Genomic DNA, 18471 nt, shown 5'->3' with positions numbered 1-18471 from the left:
CCGGCGGCGGCGAGGCTGGTGGCGAGGGCGTGTACGTGGCGTCCGAGTCCGCCGACGAGTACGGGCGGGTACTCCCAGGAGAGCATCAGCACCCGCTGCCGTCGGGACGCGCAGATATCGATGACCTCGGCCTCTGGCGACATGACCGGCCCCCTTCACCTCGTTGACCGCAGGCGTGAGCAGGCACCGACCGGGTGCCTCACGCGACATTGGGTTGGGGCCAATCCTGCAGGTGCCCGGAAAACCACCGAAGACACTGCCGTTGCAGCGGTGTAACAGACACCTATCGGGCTAGTCGGGCACGCAGCACCTCCCCGACCGACCATGCCTGGAAGGGGCAACCGGTGGCCGCGTGAGGCGGCAGAGCGTCGGCGGTCTCGCTCACCGATCCTAGGCCAAATTCCGGCATATGTGAATCAAGTCCCATGAACAACTCTTCTGTGATCAACCCGGCACGGCGGCAGGCGTCCGCGTACGGCCCGATCAGCCAGGGCCAGACCGTGCCCTGGTGGTACGCGCCGTCCCGCTCGGCCGGTCCGCCCCGGTGCCGGCCGGCGAAGCCCGGGGCGTCCGGGGCGAGGCTGCGCAGCCCGAGCGGGGTGAGCAACGCCGCGCCCACCAGGCGCAGCGCGGCCTCGTCCGGCTCCAGCGGGGCGTGCGGCAGCGACCAGGCGAGCAGCTGGTTCGGGCGGAGCAGGTCGTCGTCGTGGTGCGCCGCGCCGCCCAGCGGGTACGCCGGCGCCGGGGCGTCCACCACGTCGTGCAGCCAGCCGGCGGGGGAGGGGAAGCGCAGCCGGAAGGACGCCTTCGCCCGGTCGTGCGCCCGCGGCGCCGGGCCCGGGTCGGCGCCGACGAGCCCGGCCAGCTCCGCCACCCCGGCCAGCCCGTTGACCCAGAGCGCGTTCACCTCGACCGGCTTGCCCGCCCGGGGGGTCACCGGCACGCCGTACACCCGGGCGTCCATCCAGGTCAGGGCGGTGCCGGCGGCGCCGGAGGCGAGCAGCCCGTCGGCCGGGTCGACCCGGATGCCGTACCGGGTGCCGCGCAGGTGCCCCTCGACCACCTCGCGCAGCGCGGGCAGCAGCTCGGCGGCCAGGTCCGTGTCCCCGGCCGTCGTCACGTGCCGCTGCACCGCGTGCAGGAACCACAGGGTCGCGTCCACCGTGTTGTACTCGACCCGCCCGGTGTCGGCCGTGTTCGCCAGCATCCCCTCCGACAGCGTCGCCGCGTACGCCCGCAGCAGGTCACGCCCCTCGTCGGCCCGGTTGGTCCGGAGGAACAGCCCCTCGTAGGCGGTCATGGTGTCCCGGGACCAGGCGCCGAACCACGGGTACCCGGCCACCACGTCCGGCCCGCCGTCGGTACGTACCACGAAGGCGTCGGCGGCCAGGGCGAGCTGCGCGTCCACCTCGTCGGCGGGCTTGGCCGCCGCGACCACCTCCCGGTTGCGCCGCCGCGCGGCGGCCACCACCTCCGTCGCCGGCGGCGGCTGGTCGGTCAGGTCGCCGGCCCAGGCCAGCACCTCCACCACGTCTCCCGGGCGCTCCAGCGCCCCGGAGAAGTGGCCCGCGTACCAGAGGTCCTCGTCCGGGTCCAGGCCGCGCGCCGCCTCCTCCCGGTGGTGCACCCCGTGCCACCAGGTCCCCTCCGGGACCCAGGCGGGGCCGCTGAGCCGGAACGCGCTCTCCACCACCGCGCCGCCGGCGACCGGCTCGACCGCGGGCTCGGGCCCGTCGGCGCGCCGCTCGGCGTGCGCGTCCCGCCAGGTGCAGACCGCGGCCAGGTCGAGGTGGACCGGGCCGCCGCTGACCAGCCGGTGCACCACCGCGACGCACGGGCGGCCGTACACCATGGCCAGCTCGCGCTCGACGACCGTGTCACCGACGCGCCAGCGCCAGCGCGGTAGCCCGTCGGTCAGGTCGAAGCGCTCCAGCAGCTCGAAGCCGCGCGGGTCGACGTCGCCCGAGCGCCACTCGTGCGTGCCGAGCCGCACCCGGGCGCCGGACGGCAGGGTCACCGCCGGGTCGAGGCTGACCAGGCCCACCCGGCGGGCCGCCGGGGTCTCCTCCGCGATCACCAGCAGCCCGTGGTACCGGCGGGTACGCAGGCCGCTCACCGTGCCCATGGCGTACCCGCCCCGGCCGTCCGGGACCAGCCACTCGCGGCCGGCGCCCGACTCCAGGTGCCCGCAGACCTGCGGCCCGAAAACGATCTGGGTCAATGTTCCTCCCGGGCTGCGCGGCCGGCCGGTGGCCGTAACATGCCGCGAGAACAATGGGTAGTGTGGTCAACTCCCGTACCGAAGATCGAGGATGTGCATGATCACCGACCAGCCGCCCAGCGCCGCCACGGCGGGCGACGCCGAGCGGAGCCGGCTGGCCGAGGCGGACTCGGGCGAGCGCGACTGGCGGGCATGGGGCCCCTACCTCTCGGAACGGGCGTGGGGGACGGTTCGTGAGGATTACAGCGAGCACGGTACGGCCTGGGACTACTTTCCGCATGATCACGCGCGCAGCCGCACCTACCGGTGGAACGAGGACGGCATGGCGGGGGTCTGCGACGACCGGCAGACCTTCTGCTTCGCGCTGGCCCTCTGGAACGGCGAGGACCCGATCCTCAAGGAGCGGATGTTCGGCCTGGGCGGGGACGGCGGCAACCACGGCGAGGACGTGAAGGAGTACTGGTGGTACCAGGACTCCACCCCGACGCACTCCTGGATGCGCTGGCGCTACCACTACCCGCAGGCCGCCTACCCCTACGACGAGCTGGTCTCGGTCAACGGGCTGCGCGGCCGGGACGAGACCGAGTACGAGCTGGTCGACACCGGCATCTTCGACGACGACCGCTACTGGGCGGTCACGGTCGACTACGCCAAGGCGTCCCCGACCGACCTCTGCATCCTGATCACCGCGGCCAACCGGGGCGACCAGGCGGCCCGGCTGCACGTGCTGCCCACCCTGTGGTTCCGCAACACCTGGTCGTGGGGGCTGCCCGGCCGCGACCGGGTGCCCACGCTGACCGGGGACGGCAACCGGCTGGTCGGCGAGCACTGGATCCTCGGGCAGCTCGTGCTGGAGGGCGACGGCGAGCCGACCGCGCTGCTCTGCGACAACGAGACCAACACCGAGCGGCTCTGGGGCCTGCCCGGGCGCAGCCCGTACCCGAAGGACGGGATCAACGACCACGTGGTCGACGGCGCGGCCACCGTCAACCCCGCCGGTATCGGCACCAAGGGCGCCCTGCACTACGTGCTCGACGTGCCGGCCGGCGGGCAGGCGCAGATCCGGCTGCGGCTCACCCGCACGGCCCCGCCGCCCGGTACCGAGCCGGCGCCCCGGCTGGACCTCGGCCGCGACTACGCGCAGACCCTGGCCGCCCGGCACGCCGAGGCCGACGCGTTCTTCGCCGGGGTGATCCCGCCGGCCGCCACCCCCGACGAGGCGGCCGTCGCGCGGCAGGCCATCGCCGGGCTGATGTGGGGCAAGCAGTTCTACCACTTCGACGTGCGGCAGTGGCTCGACGGCGACCCGGCCTCCGTACCGCCGCCGCCGGGGCGCCGCCACGGGCGCAACAGCGCCTGGTGGCACATGAACAGCTTCGACGTGATCTCCATGCCCGACCCGTGGGAGTACCCCTGGTACGCGGCGTGGGACCTCGCCTTCCACTGCGTGACCATCGCCCGGGTCGACCCCGGCTTCGCCAAACAGCAGCTGCTCCTGCTGCTGCGCGAGTGGTACCTGCACCCCAACGGCCAGATCCCGGCGTACGAGTGGGCGTTCGGCGACGTCAACCCGCCGGTGCACGCCTGGGCGGCGCTGCGCGTCTTCGAGATCGACGGCCGGCGCGACCACGACTTCCTCGCCCGGGTCATGCACAAGCTGCTGCTCAACTTCACCTGGTGGGTCAACCGCAAGGACACCGGCGGCAACAACGTCTTCGAGGGCGGGTTCCTCGGGCTGGACAACGTGGGCCCCTTCGACCGCTCGGCCGCGCTGCCGGTCGCCGGGGTGCTGGAGCAGTCCGACGGTACCGGCTGGATGGCCATGTACGCGCTGAACCTGCTCGACATGGCGCTCGTGCTCACCGCCCACGACCCCACCTACTCCGACATCGCGACGAAGTTCTTCGAGCACTTCACATACATCGCCGCCGCCGCGTACGACCAGGGACTCTGGGACGACGAGGACTGCTTCTTCTACGACGTGCTCCGGCTGCCCGACGGGACCCGGGTGCCGCTGCGGGTGCGCTCGGTGGTGGGGCTGCTGCCGCTGGCGGCGACCACCCGGCTCACCTCCACCACGCTGCACCGGCTGCCGGAGCTGGGCGCGCGGCTGCGCTGGTTCCTGACCAACCGCCCCGAGTACGCCGACGTGCTCGGCGCCCGGCGGCTGGCCCCGGACGGGCGCCAGCAGCGCCTGCTCTCCATGGTCGGCCCCGACCAGATGGTGCGCCTGCTCGCCCGGATGCTCGACCCCGAGGAGTTCCTCTCCCCGTACGGGCTGCGCACGCTCTCGCGGCGGCACCTGGACAAGCCGTTCACGGTCTCGCTCGGCGGGCAGGACTTCACCGTCGGGTACGAGCCGGCCGAGTCGACCAGCGGCCTGTTCGGCGGCAACTCCAACTGGCGCGGGCCGATCTGGATGCCGACGAACTTCCTGCTGGTCTGCGCGCTGCGCGACTACGCCGCCTTCTTCGGCGACGACCTGCTGGTGGAGTACCCGACCCGGTCCGGGGTGAAGCGGACGCTCACCGAGGTCGCCGACGACCTCTCGGCCCGGTTGATCTCGCTCTTCACCCGGGACGGTTGGGGCCGGCGGCCGATCTACGGCGCGTGCGAGCTGTTCCAGAACCACCCGGACTGGCGCGACCTGGTCGCCTTCCCCGAGTACTTCCACGGCGACAACGGCGCCGGCCTGGGCGCCTGGCACCAGACCGGCTGGACCGCCCTGGTCGCCGACCTGATCCTCACCCTCCGCCGGCCGCGCCCCGGGCCCGAATGACGGCCGTAGCCCGGCTCGGAACGACGGCCCGGCCGCGCCCCGGCCCGGAATGACGGCCGCGCCCCGGTCCGGCCCGGGGTGGCGGTGCTGCCTCGGCCCCGTCCGGGGTGGCGGTCCCGGGCGGGGCGTCGAGCGGGGCTGCGCGCCGCCGGTCAGAAGCGCAGGTACCGGCTGGGGTTGCCGACCGCGATCCGGCGGGTGTTGTACCGGTGGAAGGTGCCCCAGTTGTACTCCTGGATCTGCACCGTCCCGTCGCCGTTGACGGCGCTGACGTACGCGACGTGCCCGGCGCTGCCGGCCTCGTTGCGGTACGGGTCCCACTGGGCGACGTCGCCGACGCGCGGGGTGCTGACCACGCTCACCGTGCCGCGGTCGTCGTCCCACATGTCGGCGTTGCCGCGCCAGTCGGGCGAACGGCTGGCGATGTTGTCGTTGCGCACGGCCCAGGCGGCGAAGGAGGTGCACTCGCCGGCGTAGTAGCCGGCGCCGTCGGCGACCCAGCCGTCCGTGGCGGGCCACGGGTACCGGCCAGGGTCGAGGCCGCCGCTGCCGCCGCAGGCGCCGGCGACCGGGTTCATCGTGCCGGTGTCGACCAGCGCGTCGGCGACCCAGCGGTTGTTGCCGATGTTGTCCCAGAGGTCCGTCCAGCCGTACGGGCCCTCGACGTTGGTGCCCCGGGCGGTGCACTGGATCGTGACCGTGGTGCCGTGTGCCAGCGAGCCGACGACCGAGTACCCGGTGCCGGGCCCGCTGCGCACGTTCACCGGGTCACCCCAGGAGTTGATCTTTCCGGTTCCGGCCGCCTGCGCCGGAGCGGCACCGAGCAGCGTGAGGGTCAGCGCGAGCAGCGCGCCGAAGAGCAGAGCCGGCCCGCGCCGGGGAGCGGATCTGGCGGTACCGATGGGCATGGTGGGGGTCCCTTCGCGAGGCGCGAGAAAATCGGATGCGGTCGATTTTGTTCACCGTCCCCGAGAACCCAGAAGGGTCTTTTCGCACCACGGCGACGTGTGGTGTGTTTACCGGACAGGCGAACGCCACCGGGCCGGCGCAGCATTGTCCGGGTGAGATCTGTCCGGCGGAACCGAAATGGCGCATCATGACCCGAGACAACGCGTCGATCGCCGGGGAAGCCGAAATGATCAAGGTTGCGGTCGTCGACGACCACCCGATCGCCCGCCGGGGCATCGCCCACGTGCTGGCCGACCTGTCCGAGCTGCACGTCCGGTACTCCGCCGGCTCGCTCGCCGAACTCGCCGAGCAGCTCGCCGCCGCGGGCGACGCCGAGCGCCCCGACGTCATCGTGATGGACCTCTATCTCGACGGGGCGACCGCCTCGACCGCCGCGATCAGGGACCTGGCCACCCTCGCCCGGGTCCTGGTGGTCTCCGCGAGCGGACGCGCCGAGGACGTGCTGGGCGCGATCGGCGCCGGGGCCAGCGGCTACCTGACCAAGCAGTCCAGCCCCGAGCTGCTGGTCTCGGCCGTCGAGACGCTCGCGGCCGGCGGCTTCTCGCTCTCGGCCGAGTTGGCCGACATCGTCCAGGCCGCGCTCGCCGAGGGAGGCGGTCGCGCCGGTGCCACCGAGGCCGGCCCGGCCCCGCCGCTGTCGCCTCGCGAGGAGCAGACGCTCAGCCTGATCGCCCGCGGGTTCACCCACGGCCAGATCGCCACCCGGCTCGGCGTACGGAAGGCGACCGTGGACACCTACGTCGAGCGGATCCGCGCGAAGCTCCAGGTCGGGAACAAGGCCGAGCTGACCCGGGCGGCGCTGTCCCGCCTCGACACCGCTCGCCCGTGAGCGCCGCGCCGGCGCCCGTGAGCGCCGCGCCGGCGACCGTGAGCGCGGCGCGGGCGACCGGGAGCGCCGCACCGGTGACCGGGAGCGCCGCGGCGGCCGGCACCGGCGCCCAGCGCGCCGAGCTGGTGCTGCTCCGGGCGTACGTGCTGTTCCGGCTGGCAGGGCTGCTGCAGGTGCTCGTCGCGCTGTCGGCGACCTACCCGCACTACCACCCGCTCGCCGGCGGCGTCGCCCTGGTCGGCGCGCTGGTGGTGGAGAGCCTGCTGCTCGTCGCGGTGGCGGTGCGCCGGCGCGGGGTACCCGGCCTGGCGCCCACCGTCCTCGACAGCGTGCTGCTCGCGGCGGGCATGTTCGGTTCGGCGGTGCTGGCCAGCCGCACCGTCCAGGGGCACACCTGGGTCTTCTTCATGTACCCGTTCGCGCTGCTCGCCGTGCTCGGGATCGCGCTGGCGGCCCGTACGCTGCCCGTGGTCGCCGCGCTGGTCGGGCTGATCGCCGTCGCGTACGCGGTCGCCGCGGTCACCATCGTCGGCGACCCGACCTGGAACGTCGTGCCGAACGCGGTGCCGTACCTCGCCAACGCGGGGGTCGCCTGGGCGGTGGCGGGTACCCTGCGCCGCAGCGGCGCCGACCTGGACCGGGCCACGGCCGCCACCGCGCGCCGGGAGGCCGAACTCGCCTCGGAGCGGGAGCGCAGCCGGCACGCCCGGCTGCTGCACGACCGGGTGTTGCAGACCATGGAGACGCTGGCCCGCGACCGCTGGGTGGCCGACGACGGGATGCGGGCCCTGGTCGCCGCGGACGCCGGCTGGCTGCGTTCGCTGGTCACCGCCGGCCGCCCGCCCGGCGGCGACGGCGACCTCGCCGGCGGTCTCGAACAGCTGGCGGCCCGGCAGGCGCTGGCCGGACTCCGGGTGCGGGTGCACGCCGCCCAACTGCGCTCCGCGTCGCGCGGCGCGCCGCCGCTCGCCGCCGAACTCGTCGACACGGTGGTGGGCGCCGTCGGCGAGGCGCTGACCAACGTCGCCAAGCACGCCGGCGTGCCGGAGGTGGTGGTCCGGGCGGAGTTGGCCGAGGGCGAACTGTTGATCAGTGTGCTCGACCGCGGGCGCGGCTTCGACCCGGCGCTGCCGCGCCCGGGGGTCGGGCTGGCCCGCTCGGTACGCGAACCGATCGAGGCGCTCGGCGGCCGGGTCGCCGTGGACAGCGCCCCGGGTGCCGGCACCTACGTCGAGCTGACCATCCCGGTCCGAGGTCCGGGCGGACGCGTCGACGGTGAGCACCCGGCCGGCGAGCCGCCGCGGACGTCGGGCGCCGGCCGGTCGCGTTGACCCGGGCCCTACGGGCGGCGGCCGGTCGCGTTGAGCCCGCCCGCAGCGCCGGCCCTACGGGCGGCGGTGGTACCGGCCGGGGGTGTAGCCGAACGAGCGGCGGAACACGTCGATGAAGGCGCTGGTGGAGGACCAGCCGCAGCGGTGGGCGACGGTGGTGACCGGGGTGTTCTCGGCGAGCATCCGCAGCGCGTGGTACAGGCGCGACTGGGTGCGCCACTGCGGGAAGGTCATGCCGAACTCGGCGTGGAGCAGCCGGCTGAGGGTACGGTCGCTGGTCCCGGTGGCGGCGGCGAGGGCCGCGAGGGTGCGGGTCTCCGCCGGGTTGTCGTGGACGATGGCGCAGACGGCGGCCAGCCGCGGGTCGGTCGGGGTGGGCAGCCGCACGGGCTGTTGGGGCGAGGCGCGCAACTGGTCGTGCAGGACCGCGCGCAGGCGCCGCCGTTCGGCGCCGGTGTCGTCGGGGGCGCGGGTGTAGGCGAGGATCAGCTCGCGGAGCAGCGGGGTGACGGTGAGGACGGTGGGCGCGTCCAGGCCGAGCGGGCTGTCGCCGGCGGGCAGCCCGACCAGGTGCAGGTCGAGGTGGCCGTGGGCGCGGTGGGCGTGCACCGTCCCGGCGGGTACCCAGATGGCGCGGGTGCCGGGGGCGAGCCAGGTGCCGGCGTCGGTGGTGACGGCCAGGACACCGGAGCCGGCGTACACGATCTGGTGTTCGTCGTGGCGGTGGGCGCTGATCCGTTCCCCGGCGGCCAGGGTCTGGGCGCGGGTCGGGGCCTGCGGCAGATGGCGGACGTTCGGCACAGGTTGGCAACTTATCGGAAGCGCGACCCACGCCGGCGACGCCAAGATCGCAAGGTGCCGACGATCCCGATCGCCCAGCGGCCGAGCAGGCCGGTCGCGCTGATGTCCCTCGGACACGCCTGCGTGGACGTCTACCAGGGCGCGGTGGCCGCCCTGGTGCCGTTCTTCGTCGCCGAGCGGGCCTACGGCTACGCCGCCGCCTCCGGCCTCGTGCTGGCCGCCTCCCTGCTGTCGTCGGTGGTGCAGCCGCTGTTCGGGGCGCTCACCGACCGGTGGGTGATGCCGTGGCTGCTGCCGGTCGCCACCGTGCTGGCCGGCGCGGGCGTCGCGCTGAGCGGGGTTGGCGGCGGCTACGCCGGTACGCTGCTGGCGGTCGCCCTCTCCGGGGCCGGCGTCGCCGCGTACCACCCGGAGGCCGCCCGGGTGGCCCGGCTCGCCAGCCGCGGCAGCCACACCGCGATGGGCTGGTTCTCCCTCGGTGGCAACCTCGGCTTCGTCGCCGCCCCGCCGCTGGTCTCCGCCGTCGTCGCCACCGGCGGGCTGCGCGCCGCGCCGCTGCTGGTCGTCCCCGCCCTCGCCGGCGCGCTCCTCTGCCTGGGCGCGTTGCGCGGCCTCGGCAACTCCGGCCCGGTGTCGGCGGTACGGCCTGGCGCGGCGCCCGGCCGGGACGACTGGCCCTCCTTCCGCCGGCTCTCGGGCGCGATCCTCTGCCGTTCGGTGGTCTTCGTCGGGCTGAGCGCGTTCGTCTCGCTGCACGTGCGGCAGCGCACCGGCGGCGGCGAACTCGCCGGCACCGTCGCCCTCTTCGTGCTCTACCTCGGCGGCGCGGTCGGCACGCTGGCCGGCGGGCGGCTCGCGCGACGTCACCGCCGGGTCGACGTCGTCCGGTGGTCCTACGCCCTCACCGTCGTCGCGGTCGCCGGAGTCGTTGTCGTCCCCGGTCCGCCGGTGTATCTCTTCGTCGCGCTCACCTCGGCCGGGCTGTACGTCCCCTTCTCGCTGCACGTCACGCTCGCGCAGGACTACCTGCCCGGGCGGGTGGGGACCGCCAGCGGGGTGACCCTGGGGCTGACCGTCAGCGTCGGCGGGATCGCCAGCCCGCTGATCGGGGCGCTCGCCGACGCGACCTCCCTGCGGGTCGCGCTCGCCCCGCTGGTCGCGCTGCCCGCCCTGGGCTGGCTCTGCCTGCGTACGCTGCGCGAGCCCGAGCCGCCCGGCGGGCCGGGCGTGGCCGCCGGGCGGTGAGGGGGTTCGCGGCCGGCGGCCACGCCCCGGTTTCCGGCCGCCTCACGCCACCTCGTGGCGGACGATCGCGACCGCGATCCGGCAGAACTCGTCCATGTCCGGCTGGAAGCCCGTGGCGATGTCGGGGTGCAGCCCCGAGCGGGTCTCGTCCAGCAGGCGCTGGCAGACCTCCTCCACGGGCTCGCCGGCGTACTCCTCGCGAACCCGGTCGGTGGCCGCCCGCAGCGCCGAGGTGAGCTGTTCCTCCAGCGGGCCCTGGAGCCTGCGCTCGGCGGGGCCCAGGCCGGCCGGGTCGAGCGTGACATGTGGTTCCGGCATCACCGCTCCCTTCCTCGACCCTCGCGGTACCCATTCCCGGGCGTGGATCAAACCGGCGGGGGGAGCTCGGCGACGCGCACGAGATACGAGGTCCGCTCGGCCGGCTCCTCCTGGAAACCGACCCGTCGCAGTTGGCGGTCGTCGAGGTAGAGGGCGACGTCGACGAGGACGCCAAGGTGCGCCAGGCCGATGTTGGCGACTCCCTTCTTGTCCGCGAGCACCGCGCAGACGCCGCCGAGCAGGGCGCTTGCGTCGACGGTACGGAGGCCGGGTGGGCAGCGCAGGACGAGGTCCAGCGCGACCGGCCCGGTCAGCGGCGTCCATCCGCTGTGCTGCGCGGCGCGGCAGGCGGCCTCGAGCAGGGCCCGGATGCGGCCGGCCTGCCGGTGACCGGCGGCGAAGATCGACAGTGCCTCGGTCTTGGCCGGCGGGGGACCGTCGACCTCGAACGACAGGGCGAGGGTGCGCGCTTCCGGCATGGCGGCGCCTCCTGGGTGCGGGCCGGTCGGCGTCGGTCGAGCGCGTCGGCACCGATGGCGACGCGGCGCAAATTACCGAACACGTTAACCCAACCTTCGGCCCGGTCATACACCGTTCTGGATTCACTTTCCCGGCGCCGACGCCGCCCCGTCCGGAACGCGATTCCGCGCCGACATTCGCATTCCCACCGCCGCTGTCCGCCGGATCGTCACCGGCGATTGCGGGCAGGTTTCGCGCGGGTGTCGGCTGGGCAGTGGAAGCGAGCGATTCCGCCCGGTACCCGGCGGACGGCCCGGCCGTCCTGGGGGCCGGGCCGGATCGGCGTGCGCCGGGGCACGCGTGTACTCCCCGGCGTGCCGTCGGCAGGAGGGGAGTGAAGTGATGAGGGAGGCCGAGGCGGGCCGACATCGGTGGCGGCCGCGCACCCGCGCGGTGGCCGCCGCCGGGCTGGCACTGGCGCTCGCCGCGCCGCTGGCCGCGTGCGGTTCCGGCGACCCGGGCGGGGCACCGACGATCAACCTTTACTACGGGCCGGAGCAGAACCTGCAGAAGGTGGTGGACGACTGCAACGCCCGGGCCGGCGGGCGGTACCGGATCGCGTACCAGGTGCTGCCGCGGCAGGCCGACGACCAGCGGGTACAGATGGCCCGGCGGCTCGCCGCCCGGGACAGCGCGATGGACCTGCTGGGCCTGGACGTGACCTGGACCCAGGAGTTCGCCAGCGCCAACTGGATCCGGGAGTGGACCGGCGCGCGAAAGGCGGAGGTGGAGCGCGGCACCCTGGCCGGGCCGCTGGCCACCGCGCAGTACCAGGGCAAGCTCTACGCCGCGCCGAAGAACACCAACGTGCAGCTGCTCTGGTACCGCAGCGACCTCGTACCCCGGCCGCCGCGCACCTGGGACGAGATGATCCAGATGTCGCAGCAGCTCAAGGCGGAGGGCAAGCCGTACCAGGTGATCACGATGGGCGCGCAGTACGAGGGCCTGGTGGTGCTCTACAACACGCTGACCGCCAGTGCCGGCGGCGCGATCGTGAGCGAGGACGGCAAGCAGGCCGTCTTCGACCCGGGCGCGGTCAAGGCGCTCGGGGTGCTGCAACGCTTCGCCTCCAGCGGCGTCACCGCGCCCGGCTTCACCAACAGCGTCGAGGACGACGCGCGGCTGGCCTTCCAGTCCGGCGACGCGGCGTTCCAGCTCAACTGGCCCTTCGTCTACCCGGCCATGCAGGAGGCCGCACCGGACCTGGCCAAGAAGGTGCGCTGGGCGCGCTACCCCGGCGTCGACGCCGGCACCCCGAGCCGGGTCACCATCGGCGGCTACAACCTCGCGGTCAGCGCCTACTCGCGGCACCCGGAGGAGTCCTTCGACGCGGCGCAGTGCCTGCGCGACGCCGAGCACCAGAAGTTCTCGGCGATCAACGACGGCGTGCCGCCGACGATCGAGAGCGTCTACGCCGAGCCGGAGATGGCGAAGGCGTACCCGATGCGGGACACGATCCTGGAGGAGCTGAAGGACCCGGCGGTACGGCCGCGCACGCCCGCGTACCAGAACATCTCGACCGTCCTCTCCGCGGCGCTCTCCCCGCCGTCGGCGATCAGGCCCGAGCGCACCGCCGCGCAGCTGCGCAAGGCGACCCGCGACGCGCTCGAATCCAAGGGGGTGCTCCCGTGACCACCCAGAACAGCCACCGGGCGGAGGACCGCGCCGGTACGACCACGCCGCGACCGCGACCGGCGAGCGAGCGGGGCGACGCGGCGGCCTCCTCCCCGCAGCGGCGCGTCGAACGCGGTTCGGGCGCGGTGCGGGGGAAGGACGCCGGCGCCGCGAAGCGGGTGAGCGCGGAGAAGAAGCTGGGGTGGCTGCTCTGCGCCCCGGCGGCGATCGTGATGCTGGCCGTCACCGCCTACCCGATCCTCTACTCGGTCTGGCTCTCGTTGCAGCGCTACGACCTGAAGTTCCCCGACGAGCGGAGGTTCGTCGGCCTCGCCAACTACGCGACCGTGCTGACCAACCAGTACTGGTGGACGGCGTTCGGCGTGACGCTCCTGATCACGGTGGTGACCGTGGCCGTCGAGCTGGTGCTCGGCATGGGGCTGGCGATCGTGATGCACCGTACGATCGTCGGCCGGGGCCTGGTCCGGACGGCGGCCCTGATCCCGTACGGGATCGTCACCGTGGTGGCCGCGTTCTCCTGGCGGTACGCCTGGACGCCGCAGACCGGCTACCTGGCCAACGTCTTCGGCGACGGGGCGCCGCTGACCGAGCGGGCCAGCGCCCTGGCGATCGTGATGCTCGCGGAGATCTGGAAGACCACCCCGTTCATGGCGCTGCTGCTGATGGCGGGCCTGGCGCTGGTGCCCGAGGACCTGCTGAAGGCCGCGTCGATGGACGGCGCGACGGCGTGGCAGCGGTTCGTCCGGGTGACGCTGCCGGTGATGAAGCCGGCGATCCTGGTGGCGCTGCTGTTCCGCACGCTGGACGCGTTCCGGGTCTTCGACAACATCTACGTGCTCACGGCCGGGGCGAACCAGACCTCGTCGGTGTCGATGCTCGCCTACAACAACCTGATGCGGGGGCTGAACCTCGGCATCGGCGCCACCATGTCGGTGCTGATCTTCCTCGCCGTGGCGCTGATCGCGTTCGTCTTCGTGAAGCTGTTCGGTACCGCCGCCCCGGGTGGCACGGATGAGGGGAGGCGCTGATGGCCGCCGCGGACACCACCGCGCGGGCGAAGTGGCGCTGGGGCCTGCTGGACGTCGTGGTGATCGTCTTCGCGCTGGTACCGGTGCTGTGGATCGCGTCGCTGTCGTTCAAGACCACGGCGACGCTCACCGACGGGAACTTCGTCCCCCGCGAGTGGACGCTCGACAACTACCGGACCATCTTCTCCACCGACCAGTTCGTGCGGGCGCTCGGCAACTCGATCGGCATCGCGCTGATCTCGACCGCCGTCGCGGTGGTGCTCGGCACGATGGCCGCGTACGCCATCGCCCGGCTCGACTTCCCGGGCAAGAAGCTGCTGGTCGGGATCTCGCTGCTGATCGCGATGTTCCCGCAGGTGTCGCTGGTCTCGCCGCTGTTCCAGATCGAGCGGTCGCTGGGGCTCTTCGACACCTGGCCGGGGCTGATCCTGCCGTACATCACCTTCGCGCTGCCGCTGGCGATCTACACGCTGTCGGCGTTCTTCCGGCAGATCCCGTGGGATCTGGAGAAGGCGGCGAAGATGGACGGCGCGACCCAGGGGCAGGCGTTCCGGCGGGTCATCGCGCCGCTGGCCGCGCCGGGCGTCTTCACCACGGCGATCCTGGTCTTCATCTTCTGCTGGAACGACTTCCTCTTCGCGATCTCGCTGACCTCCACCGAGCAGTCCCGCACGGTGCCGGTGGCGCTCTCGTTCTTCACGGGGGCGTCGCAGTTCGAGGATCCGACGGGCGCCATCTCGGCCGCCGCCGTCGTGATCACCATTCCGATCATTCTGTTCGTGCTGTTCTTCCAGCGTCGCATCGTCTCGGGCCTGACGTCCGGCGCGGTGAAGGGATAGGTGGGTTGGCTCGTGGCTGACATCGTGCTGGACAAGGTCACCAAGCGGTTCCCGGACGGGACCGTGGCGGTACACGAACTCGACCTGGAGATCGCCGACGGCGAGTTCGTCATCCTGGTCGGGCCCTCGGGCTGCGGCAAGTCGACGACCCTGAACATGATCGCAGGGCTGGAGGAGATCAGCTCCGGCGAGCTGCGGATCGCGGGCGAGCGGGTCAACGACAAGGAGCCCCGGGAGCGGGACATCGCGATGGTGTTCCAGTCGTACGCGCTCTACCCGAACATGACCGTACGGGAGAACATGGCCTTCCCGCTGCGGCTGGCGAAGCTGGACCGGGCGAGCATCGACCAGAAGGTCGACGAGGCGGCGAAGGTGCTGGAGCTGACCGCCCTGCTGGACCGCAAGCCGGCGAACCTCTCCGGTGGGCAGCGGCAGCGGGTGGCGATGGGCCGGGCGATCGTACGCAGCCCCAAGGCGTTCCTGATGGACGAGCCGCTCTCCAACCTGGACGCGAAGCTGCGGGTGCAGATGCGTACCGTGGTCTCCCGGCTGCAGAAGCGGCTCGGTACGACGACGGTCTACGTGACGCACGACCAGACCGAGGCGATGACCCTCGGCGACCGGGTGGTCATCATGCGGGGCGGCGCCGTGCAGCAGGTGGGACCGCCGCAGGAGCTGTACGACCACCCGGCCAACCTCTTCGTCGCCGGCTTCATCGGCTCGCCGTCGATGAACTTCCTCCAGGCCGCCGTGGTCGACGGCCGGCTGCGTACCGCGCTCGGCGAGCTGCCCCTCGGCGACCGGGTACGCCGCGAACTGGAGGCCGAGAACGCCCCGCGCGAGCTGATCATGGGTATCCGCCCGGAACACTTCGAGGACGCGGAGCTGGTGGAGGAGGGGACGCGCGCCAACGGGGTGGAGTTCGAGGCGCCGGTCGACATCGTCGAGTCGATGGGCTCGGACAAGTACGTCTACTTCACCGTCGAGGGCGAGCGCGCCACCGCGGCCGAGCTGGACGAGCTGGCGGCGGACTCCGGGGCGGACGACCTCTCCGCGATGGGCTCGAACCTGGTCACCCGGCTCTCGGCCGAGTCGTCCGTGACCGAGGGGGAGAGCCGTCGGGTCTGGTTCAACCTCGACAAGATCCACCTGTTCGACCCGGCGAACGGCCGGAACCTGACCCTGCACGAGGGACGCTCCACCGGCGCGCTCACCGCCTGACCGGGCCGGGTCCTGCCGATCATTGCCGGCCTGCGTCGGGCCTGGACGACGGGCCGGCTCCGTCCGGACCTCGCCGACGCGCCCTGTTCAGGGCGCGACCCGGCGGTCCGGACGGAGCCGGCGGTTCCGGTCCGCCGGTTCCGGGATCGGCCGGGACGGCGCCCGGCCGGCGCCGCGGTTTCGCGTGACCCCGTCGGGGTACCCGCCTCGTCGCGCACGAACTCGTCCGCCCGACGTCCGAGCCGACCGGAAGGAAATGTGCATGTCGAACTCGGCACTACCGCCCGACGATCCGGGGCGGGACCTCGTCCAGGTGCGGCCCGACGGTCCGGGACTGGTCCACCTGGCCATCGCCGGTGGCACCTACACCGTGCTCGTGAGCGGGGACCAGACGGCCGGCCGGTACTGCCTGATCGACATGCGCGTGCCACCGGGTGGTGGCCCACCGCCGCACCGCCACGACTTCGAGGAGATGTTCACCGTGCTCGACGGCGCGGTGGAATTCACCTTCCGCGGAACGCCGGTCGTCGCGCGGGCCGGCGAGACGGTCAACATACCGGCCAACGCGCCGCACTTCTTCCGCAACCGCTCCGACCAGCCCGCCCGCCTCCTGTGCATGTGCACCCCCGCCGGGCAGGACGAGTACTTCCGCAGGGTGGGCGACCAGGTCGACGGGCCCGATTCGCCGCCGCCTCCGCTGAGCGCGGAGGAACAGGACGAGCGCGGGCAGCGTGCGGCTCGTCTGGCCGGCGAGTACCGGACCGAGCTGCTGGTCCCGTGAAGTCGTGGTGGTCGGCGGCATCCGCGACCGTCCGCGCCGCGAAGGCCAGGTCGGACCGGAGCCCAACCGGCACAGCCTCGGCCACCACACCAACCGAAAGATCAAGTGACGTTTCCGTACTAGATTCGGTACGGCCGGGGACGCCCGACAGGTTGCCCCGAGCGTCGCCGGACCCAGGGGGCGGATGTCGGGCCGGATTGTCAGCCGGGCGCGAAGAAGGAGGTCGTGGCGGGGATGCGGCAGATCCTGTTCATTCAGGGAGGCGGCGCGGGCGCGCACGACGAGTGGGACGACAAGCTGTGCGACAGCCTCCGGCGGGAACTCGGGGACGGGTACGAGGTCCGCTACCCCCGCATGCCCGACGAGGACGACCCGAACTACGCGCGGTGGAGCGCGGCCATCCGGCGGGAGATGGCGGCCCTCGATGACGGCGCGGCCGTCGTAGGCCACTCGGTGGGCGGGACCATCCTCGTCAACGCCCTCGCCGAGCGCCCACCGGAGCGGAGGATCGGGGCGATCGTGCTGATCGCCGCCCCGTTCGTCGGTACGGGCGGCTGGCCCGGTGACGAGTTCGAACTGCCACACGACCTCGGTGCGAGGCTGCCCCGCGGCGTGCCGGTACACGTGTTCCACGGACTCCAGGACGCGATCGCCCCACCGGCGCATGCCGACCTCTACGCCCGCGCCATCCCGCAGGCACGGCTGCACCGGCTGCCCGGGCGCGATCACCAGCTGAACGACGACCTGCGCGAGGTGGCGGAGGCGATCGGTCCGGACGCCGCCACCGCCTCCTCGTCGCCGTCACGACCGGGCTCGACGCGTACCGTCGGCGCCTGAAGCGCCCTCGGGCAGGTCGGAGAGGCCGGCCGATCCTCGTGCTCGATCGATGAGCCGGCGGGCCCGGTTGGTCGCGCGGACGACCGCCCAGGCGTCCGCCACCGGACCGAGATGCCCGAGCTTGTCGGGGTTGAGCGTCGCGCGGATCGTCTGGACCTGCGCGTCGAGGATGTCGAGCGACAGCGTGTTGACCACCCTGCCGTCCCGGTCCCGGAAGATCGCGCCCGGCTCGCCGTTCACCTCGTGCGGCTCCACCACGCCGCCGATCCGGAGGAACGGCGGGGCGAAGCCGGCCAGCGTCCGGGCCACGTTCCCGGCGCCGAAGACGTCCCCGCCCCACAACGGGGCTTTGCCCCCGCTGTCGCCGACCATGCGGACGTCGGCGGCGAGCAGCCGTCGCAGCCCGTCGAGGTTGCCCTCCCGGAAGGCGGCGAAGAACCGGTCGGCGAGCTCGTCCCGCTCCCGGCGATCCGCCGCGAACCGGGCCCGTCCCGCGTCCATGTGCCGCCGCGCCCGCACCGCGAGCTGGCGGCACGCCGCCTCCGAACGCCCCACCGCGGCGGCGACCTCGCCGAAGCCGAACCCGAACACCTCCCGCAGCACGAAGACCGCCCGCTCCAGCGGGCTGAGCCGTTCGAGCAGCAACAGGGCCGCCATCGACACCGAGTCGGCCAGCTCCGCCGCCCGCTCCGGGTCCTCGTACGGGTCGGTCAGCAGCGGCTCGGGGAACCACTGCCCGGCGTACTCCTCCCGCCGGGCGCGGGCCGAGCGCAGTACGTCGATCGCGATCCGGGTGACCACGGCCGACAGGAACGCCCTGGTCGACGCGGGTCGTGTCGGGGAGGCCGCGTAGCGCAGCCAGGTCTCCTGGACCGCGTCCTCGGCCTCGCCCACGCTGCCGAGGAGGCGGTAGGCGATCGAGAAGAGCAGCGGTCGCAGCTCCTCGAACTCCTCGACCGGGGTCACCACGGGTCCTCCCCGAACCCCTCGGCGCCCAACTGCTCCGGCAGCGGCCTGGCCGCGCGCTTCGTCGTCGCCGTCACCTCGTGATCACGCGCGACCAGCCGCCGCCCGGGCACTCCGGCCCCGCCCGCCACGAACGCCCGCATGACCAGCAC

General features: G+C 73.3%; 18 protein-coding genes. 10 read left to right on the top strand and 8 right to left on the bottom strand.

All coding sequences use genetic code 11. The features are described 5' to 3' along the window. Nucleotides 1-143 (bottom strand): glycogen/starch synthase (locus AB0J86_RS31230; protein WP_363861246.1); only part of this gene is annotated, 143 nt, incomplete at its 3' end. A gap of 140 nt (nucleotides 144-283) precedes the next feature. Beyond that, nucleotides 284-2221 carry an amylo-alpha-1,6-glucosidase gene (locus AB0J86_RS31225; RefSeq protein ID WP_363861242.1) on the bottom strand — a complete coding sequence of 646 codons (1938 nt, stop codon included), beginning with the start codon at nucleotides 2219-2221 and terminating at the stop codon, nucleotides 284-286. Nucleotides 2222-2312: 91 nt separating this feature from the next. Here AB0J86_RS31225 and AB0J86_RS31220 point away from each other — a divergent pair, with 91 nt between their 5' ends. Continuing rightward, nucleotides 2313-5000 carry a glucosidase gene (locus AB0J86_RS31220; protein WP_363861241.1) on the top strand — a complete coding sequence of 896 codons (2688 nt, stop codon included), beginning with the start codon at nucleotides 2313-2315 and terminating at the stop codon, nucleotides 4998-5000. Between the two features lie 152 nt (nucleotides 5001-5152). On the opposite strand, the gene AB0J86_RS31215 is transcribed toward AB0J86_RS31220, so the two are convergent. After that, nucleotides 5153-5908: a CHAP domain-containing protein gene (locus AB0J86_RS31215; protein ID WP_363861240.1), complete on the bottom strand. Its 756-nt coding sequence runs from the start codon at nucleotides 5906-5908 to the stop codon at nucleotides 5153-5155. A 227-nt stretch (nucleotides 5909-6135) separates the two neighbouring features. On the opposite strand from AB0J86_RS31215, the gene AB0J86_RS31210 reads away from it, so the two are divergent. Together AB0J86_RS31210 and AB0J86_RS31205 are read left to right on the top strand one after the other, a co-directional pair. Then, complete coding sequence (locus AB0J86_RS31210) at nucleotides 6136-6798, top strand: response regulator transcription factor (RefSeq protein ID WP_363861239.1); 663 nt, start codon at nucleotides 6136-6138, stop codon at nucleotides 6796-6798. Beyond that, nucleotides 6795-8129: an ATP-binding protein gene (locus AB0J86_RS31205; protein ID WP_363861238.1), complete on the top strand. Its 1335-nt coding sequence runs from the start codon at nucleotides 6795-6797 to the stop codon at nucleotides 8127-8129. Before AB0J86_RS31210 ends, AB0J86_RS31205 begins: the two co-directional genes overlap by 4 nt. Before the next feature lie 54 nt (nucleotides 8130-8183). On the opposite strand, the gene AB0J86_RS31200 is transcribed toward AB0J86_RS31205, so the two are convergent. Next, nucleotides 8184-8930: a helix-turn-helix transcriptional regulator gene (locus AB0J86_RS31200; RefSeq protein ID WP_363861237.1), complete on the bottom strand. Its 747-nt coding sequence runs from the start codon at nucleotides 8928-8930 to the stop codon at nucleotides 8184-8186. Between the two features lie 54 nt (nucleotides 8931-8984). Here AB0J86_RS31200 and AB0J86_RS31195 point away from each other — a divergent pair, with 54 nt between their 5' ends. After that, entirely contained in the window at nucleotides 8985-10175 is a 1191-nt protein-coding gene (locus tag AB0J86_RS31195) for an MFS transporter (protein ID WP_363861236.1), read from the top strand. A gap of 42 nt (nucleotides 10176-10217) precedes the next feature. Here the strand turns inward: AB0J86_RS31195 and AB0J86_RS31190 are convergent, their stop codons facing one another. Both AB0J86_RS31190 and AB0J86_RS31185 read right to left on the bottom strand, forming a co-directional pair. Further along, nucleotides 10218-10493: a hypothetical protein gene (locus tag AB0J86_RS31190; RefSeq protein ID WP_363861235.1), complete on the bottom strand. Its 276-nt coding sequence runs from the start codon at nucleotides 10491-10493 to the stop codon at nucleotides 10218-10220. A 47-nt stretch (nucleotides 10494-10540) separates the two neighbouring features. Further along, nucleotides 10541-10972, bottom strand: a complete 432-nt coding sequence (locus tag AB0J86_RS31185) for a hypothetical protein (protein WP_363861234.1) — start codon at nucleotides 10970-10972, stop codon at nucleotides 10541-10543. A gap of 382 nt (nucleotides 10973-11354) precedes the next feature. Between AB0J86_RS31185 and AB0J86_RS31180 the strand changes: the two genes are divergently transcribed. From AB0J86_RS31180 to AB0J86_RS31155, 6 genes are all read left to right on the top strand, one after another. Next, nucleotides 11355-12644, top strand: a complete 1290-nt coding sequence (locus AB0J86_RS31180; RefSeq protein ID WP_363861233.1) for an ABC transporter substrate-binding protein — start codon at nucleotides 11355-11357, stop codon at nucleotides 12642-12644. Nucleotides 12645-12772: 128 nt separating this feature from the next. Next, nucleotides 12773-13675, top strand: coding sequence for a sugar ABC transporter permease (locus AB0J86_RS31175; RefSeq protein WP_363861245.1), 903 nt, complete (start codon nucleotides 12773-12775; stop codon nucleotides 13673-13675). Continuing rightward, the gene (locus AB0J86_RS31170; RefSeq protein ID WP_363861232.1) at nucleotides 13675-14514 is read left to right on the top strand and encodes a carbohydrate ABC transporter permease; all 840 of its coding nucleotides are present in this window, start codon (nucleotides 13675-13677) and stop codon (nucleotides 14512-14514) included. Before AB0J86_RS31175 ends, AB0J86_RS31170 begins: the two co-directional genes overlap by 1 nt. 12 nt (nucleotides 14515-14526) lie before the next feature. After that, a complete protein-coding gene (ugpC, locus tag AB0J86_RS31165) occupies nucleotides 14527-15735 on the top strand; it encodes a sn-glycerol-3-phosphate ABC transporter ATP-binding protein UgpC (protein WP_363861231.1) in 1209 nt (402 codons plus the stop codon). Nucleotides 15736-15997: 262 nt separating this feature from the next. Continuing rightward, nucleotides 15998-16516 carry a cupin domain-containing protein gene (locus AB0J86_RS31160; RefSeq protein WP_363861230.1) on the top strand — a complete coding sequence of 173 codons (519 nt, stop codon included), beginning with the start codon at nucleotides 15998-16000 and terminating at the stop codon, nucleotides 16514-16516. 234 nt (nucleotides 16517-16750) lie between these two features. Beyond that, nucleotides 16751-17353 carry an alpha/beta fold hydrolase gene (locus tag AB0J86_RS31155; RefSeq protein WP_363861229.1) on the top strand — a complete coding sequence of 201 codons (603 nt, stop codon included), beginning with the start codon at nucleotides 16751-16753 and terminating at the stop codon, nucleotides 17351-17353. Here AB0J86_RS31155 and AB0J86_RS31150 read toward each other — a convergent pair. Next, entirely contained in the window at nucleotides 17318-18322 is a 1005-nt protein-coding gene (locus AB0J86_RS31150; RefSeq protein ID WP_363861228.1) for an RNA polymerase sigma-70 factor, read from the bottom strand. The genes AB0J86_RS31155 and AB0J86_RS31150 overlap by 36 nt on opposite strands. Next, complete coding sequence (locus tag AB0J86_RS31145) at nucleotides 18316-18462, bottom strand: hypothetical protein (protein WP_363861227.1); 147 nt, start codon at nucleotides 18460-18462, stop codon at nucleotides 18316-18318. Before AB0J86_RS31145 ends, AB0J86_RS31150 begins: the two co-directional genes overlap by 7 nt. Nucleotides 18463-18471: the final 9 nt, after the last annotated feature.

Source organism: Micromonospora sp. NPDC049559 (genome assembly GCF_040676675.1).
GTDB lineage: Bacteria > Actinomycetota > Actinomycetes > Mycobacteriales > Micromonosporaceae > JBFAPK01.
Note: the sequence above shows the minus strand (reverse complement) of the source record. Positions and strands in the feature narration are given on the sequence as shown.

Excerpts from the sequence above, each read along its gene's own strand:
- AB0J86_RS31220 (WP_363861241.1), top strand. The coding sequence starts at position 2,313 with ATGTGCATGATCACCGACCAGCCGCCCAGCGCCGCCACGGCGGGCGAC.
- AB0J86_RS31215 (WP_363861240.1), bottom strand. The coding sequence starts at position 5,908 with ATGCCCATCGGTACCGCCAGATCCGCTCCCCGGCGCGGGCCGGCTCTG.
- AB0J86_RS31210 (WP_363861239.1), top strand. The coding sequence starts at position 6,136 with ATGATCAAGGTTGCGGTCGTCGACGACCACCCGATCGCCCGCCGGGGC.
- AB0J86_RS31190 (WP_363861235.1), bottom strand. The coding sequence starts at position 10,493 with ATGCCGGAACCACATGTCACGCTCGACCCGGCCGGCCTGGGCCCCGCC.
- AB0J86_RS31185 (WP_363861234.1), bottom strand. The coding sequence starts at position 10,972 with ATGCCGGAAGCGCGCACCCTCGCCCTGTCGTTCGAGGTCGACGGTCCC.
- AB0J86_RS31180 (WP_363861233.1), top strand. The coding sequence starts at position 11,355 with ATGAGGGAGGCCGAGGCGGGCCGACATCGGTGGCGGCCGCGCACCCGC.
- AB0J86_RS31170 (WP_363861232.1), top strand. The coding sequence starts at position 13,675 with ATGGCCGCCGCGGACACCACCGCGCGGGCGAAGTGGCGCTGGGGCCTG.
- AB0J86_RS31160 (WP_363861230.1), top strand. The coding sequence starts at position 15,998 with ATGTCGAACTCGGCACTACCGCCCGACGATCCGGGGCGGGACCTCGTC.
- AB0J86_RS31155 (WP_363861229.1), top strand. The coding sequence starts at position 16,751 with ATGCGGCAGATCCTGTTCATTCAGGGAGGCGGCGCGGGCGCGCACGAC.
- AB0J86_RS31145 (WP_363861227.1), bottom strand. The coding sequence starts at position 18,462 with ATGCGGGCGTTCGTGGCGGGCGGGGCCGGAGTGCCCGGGCGGCGGCTG.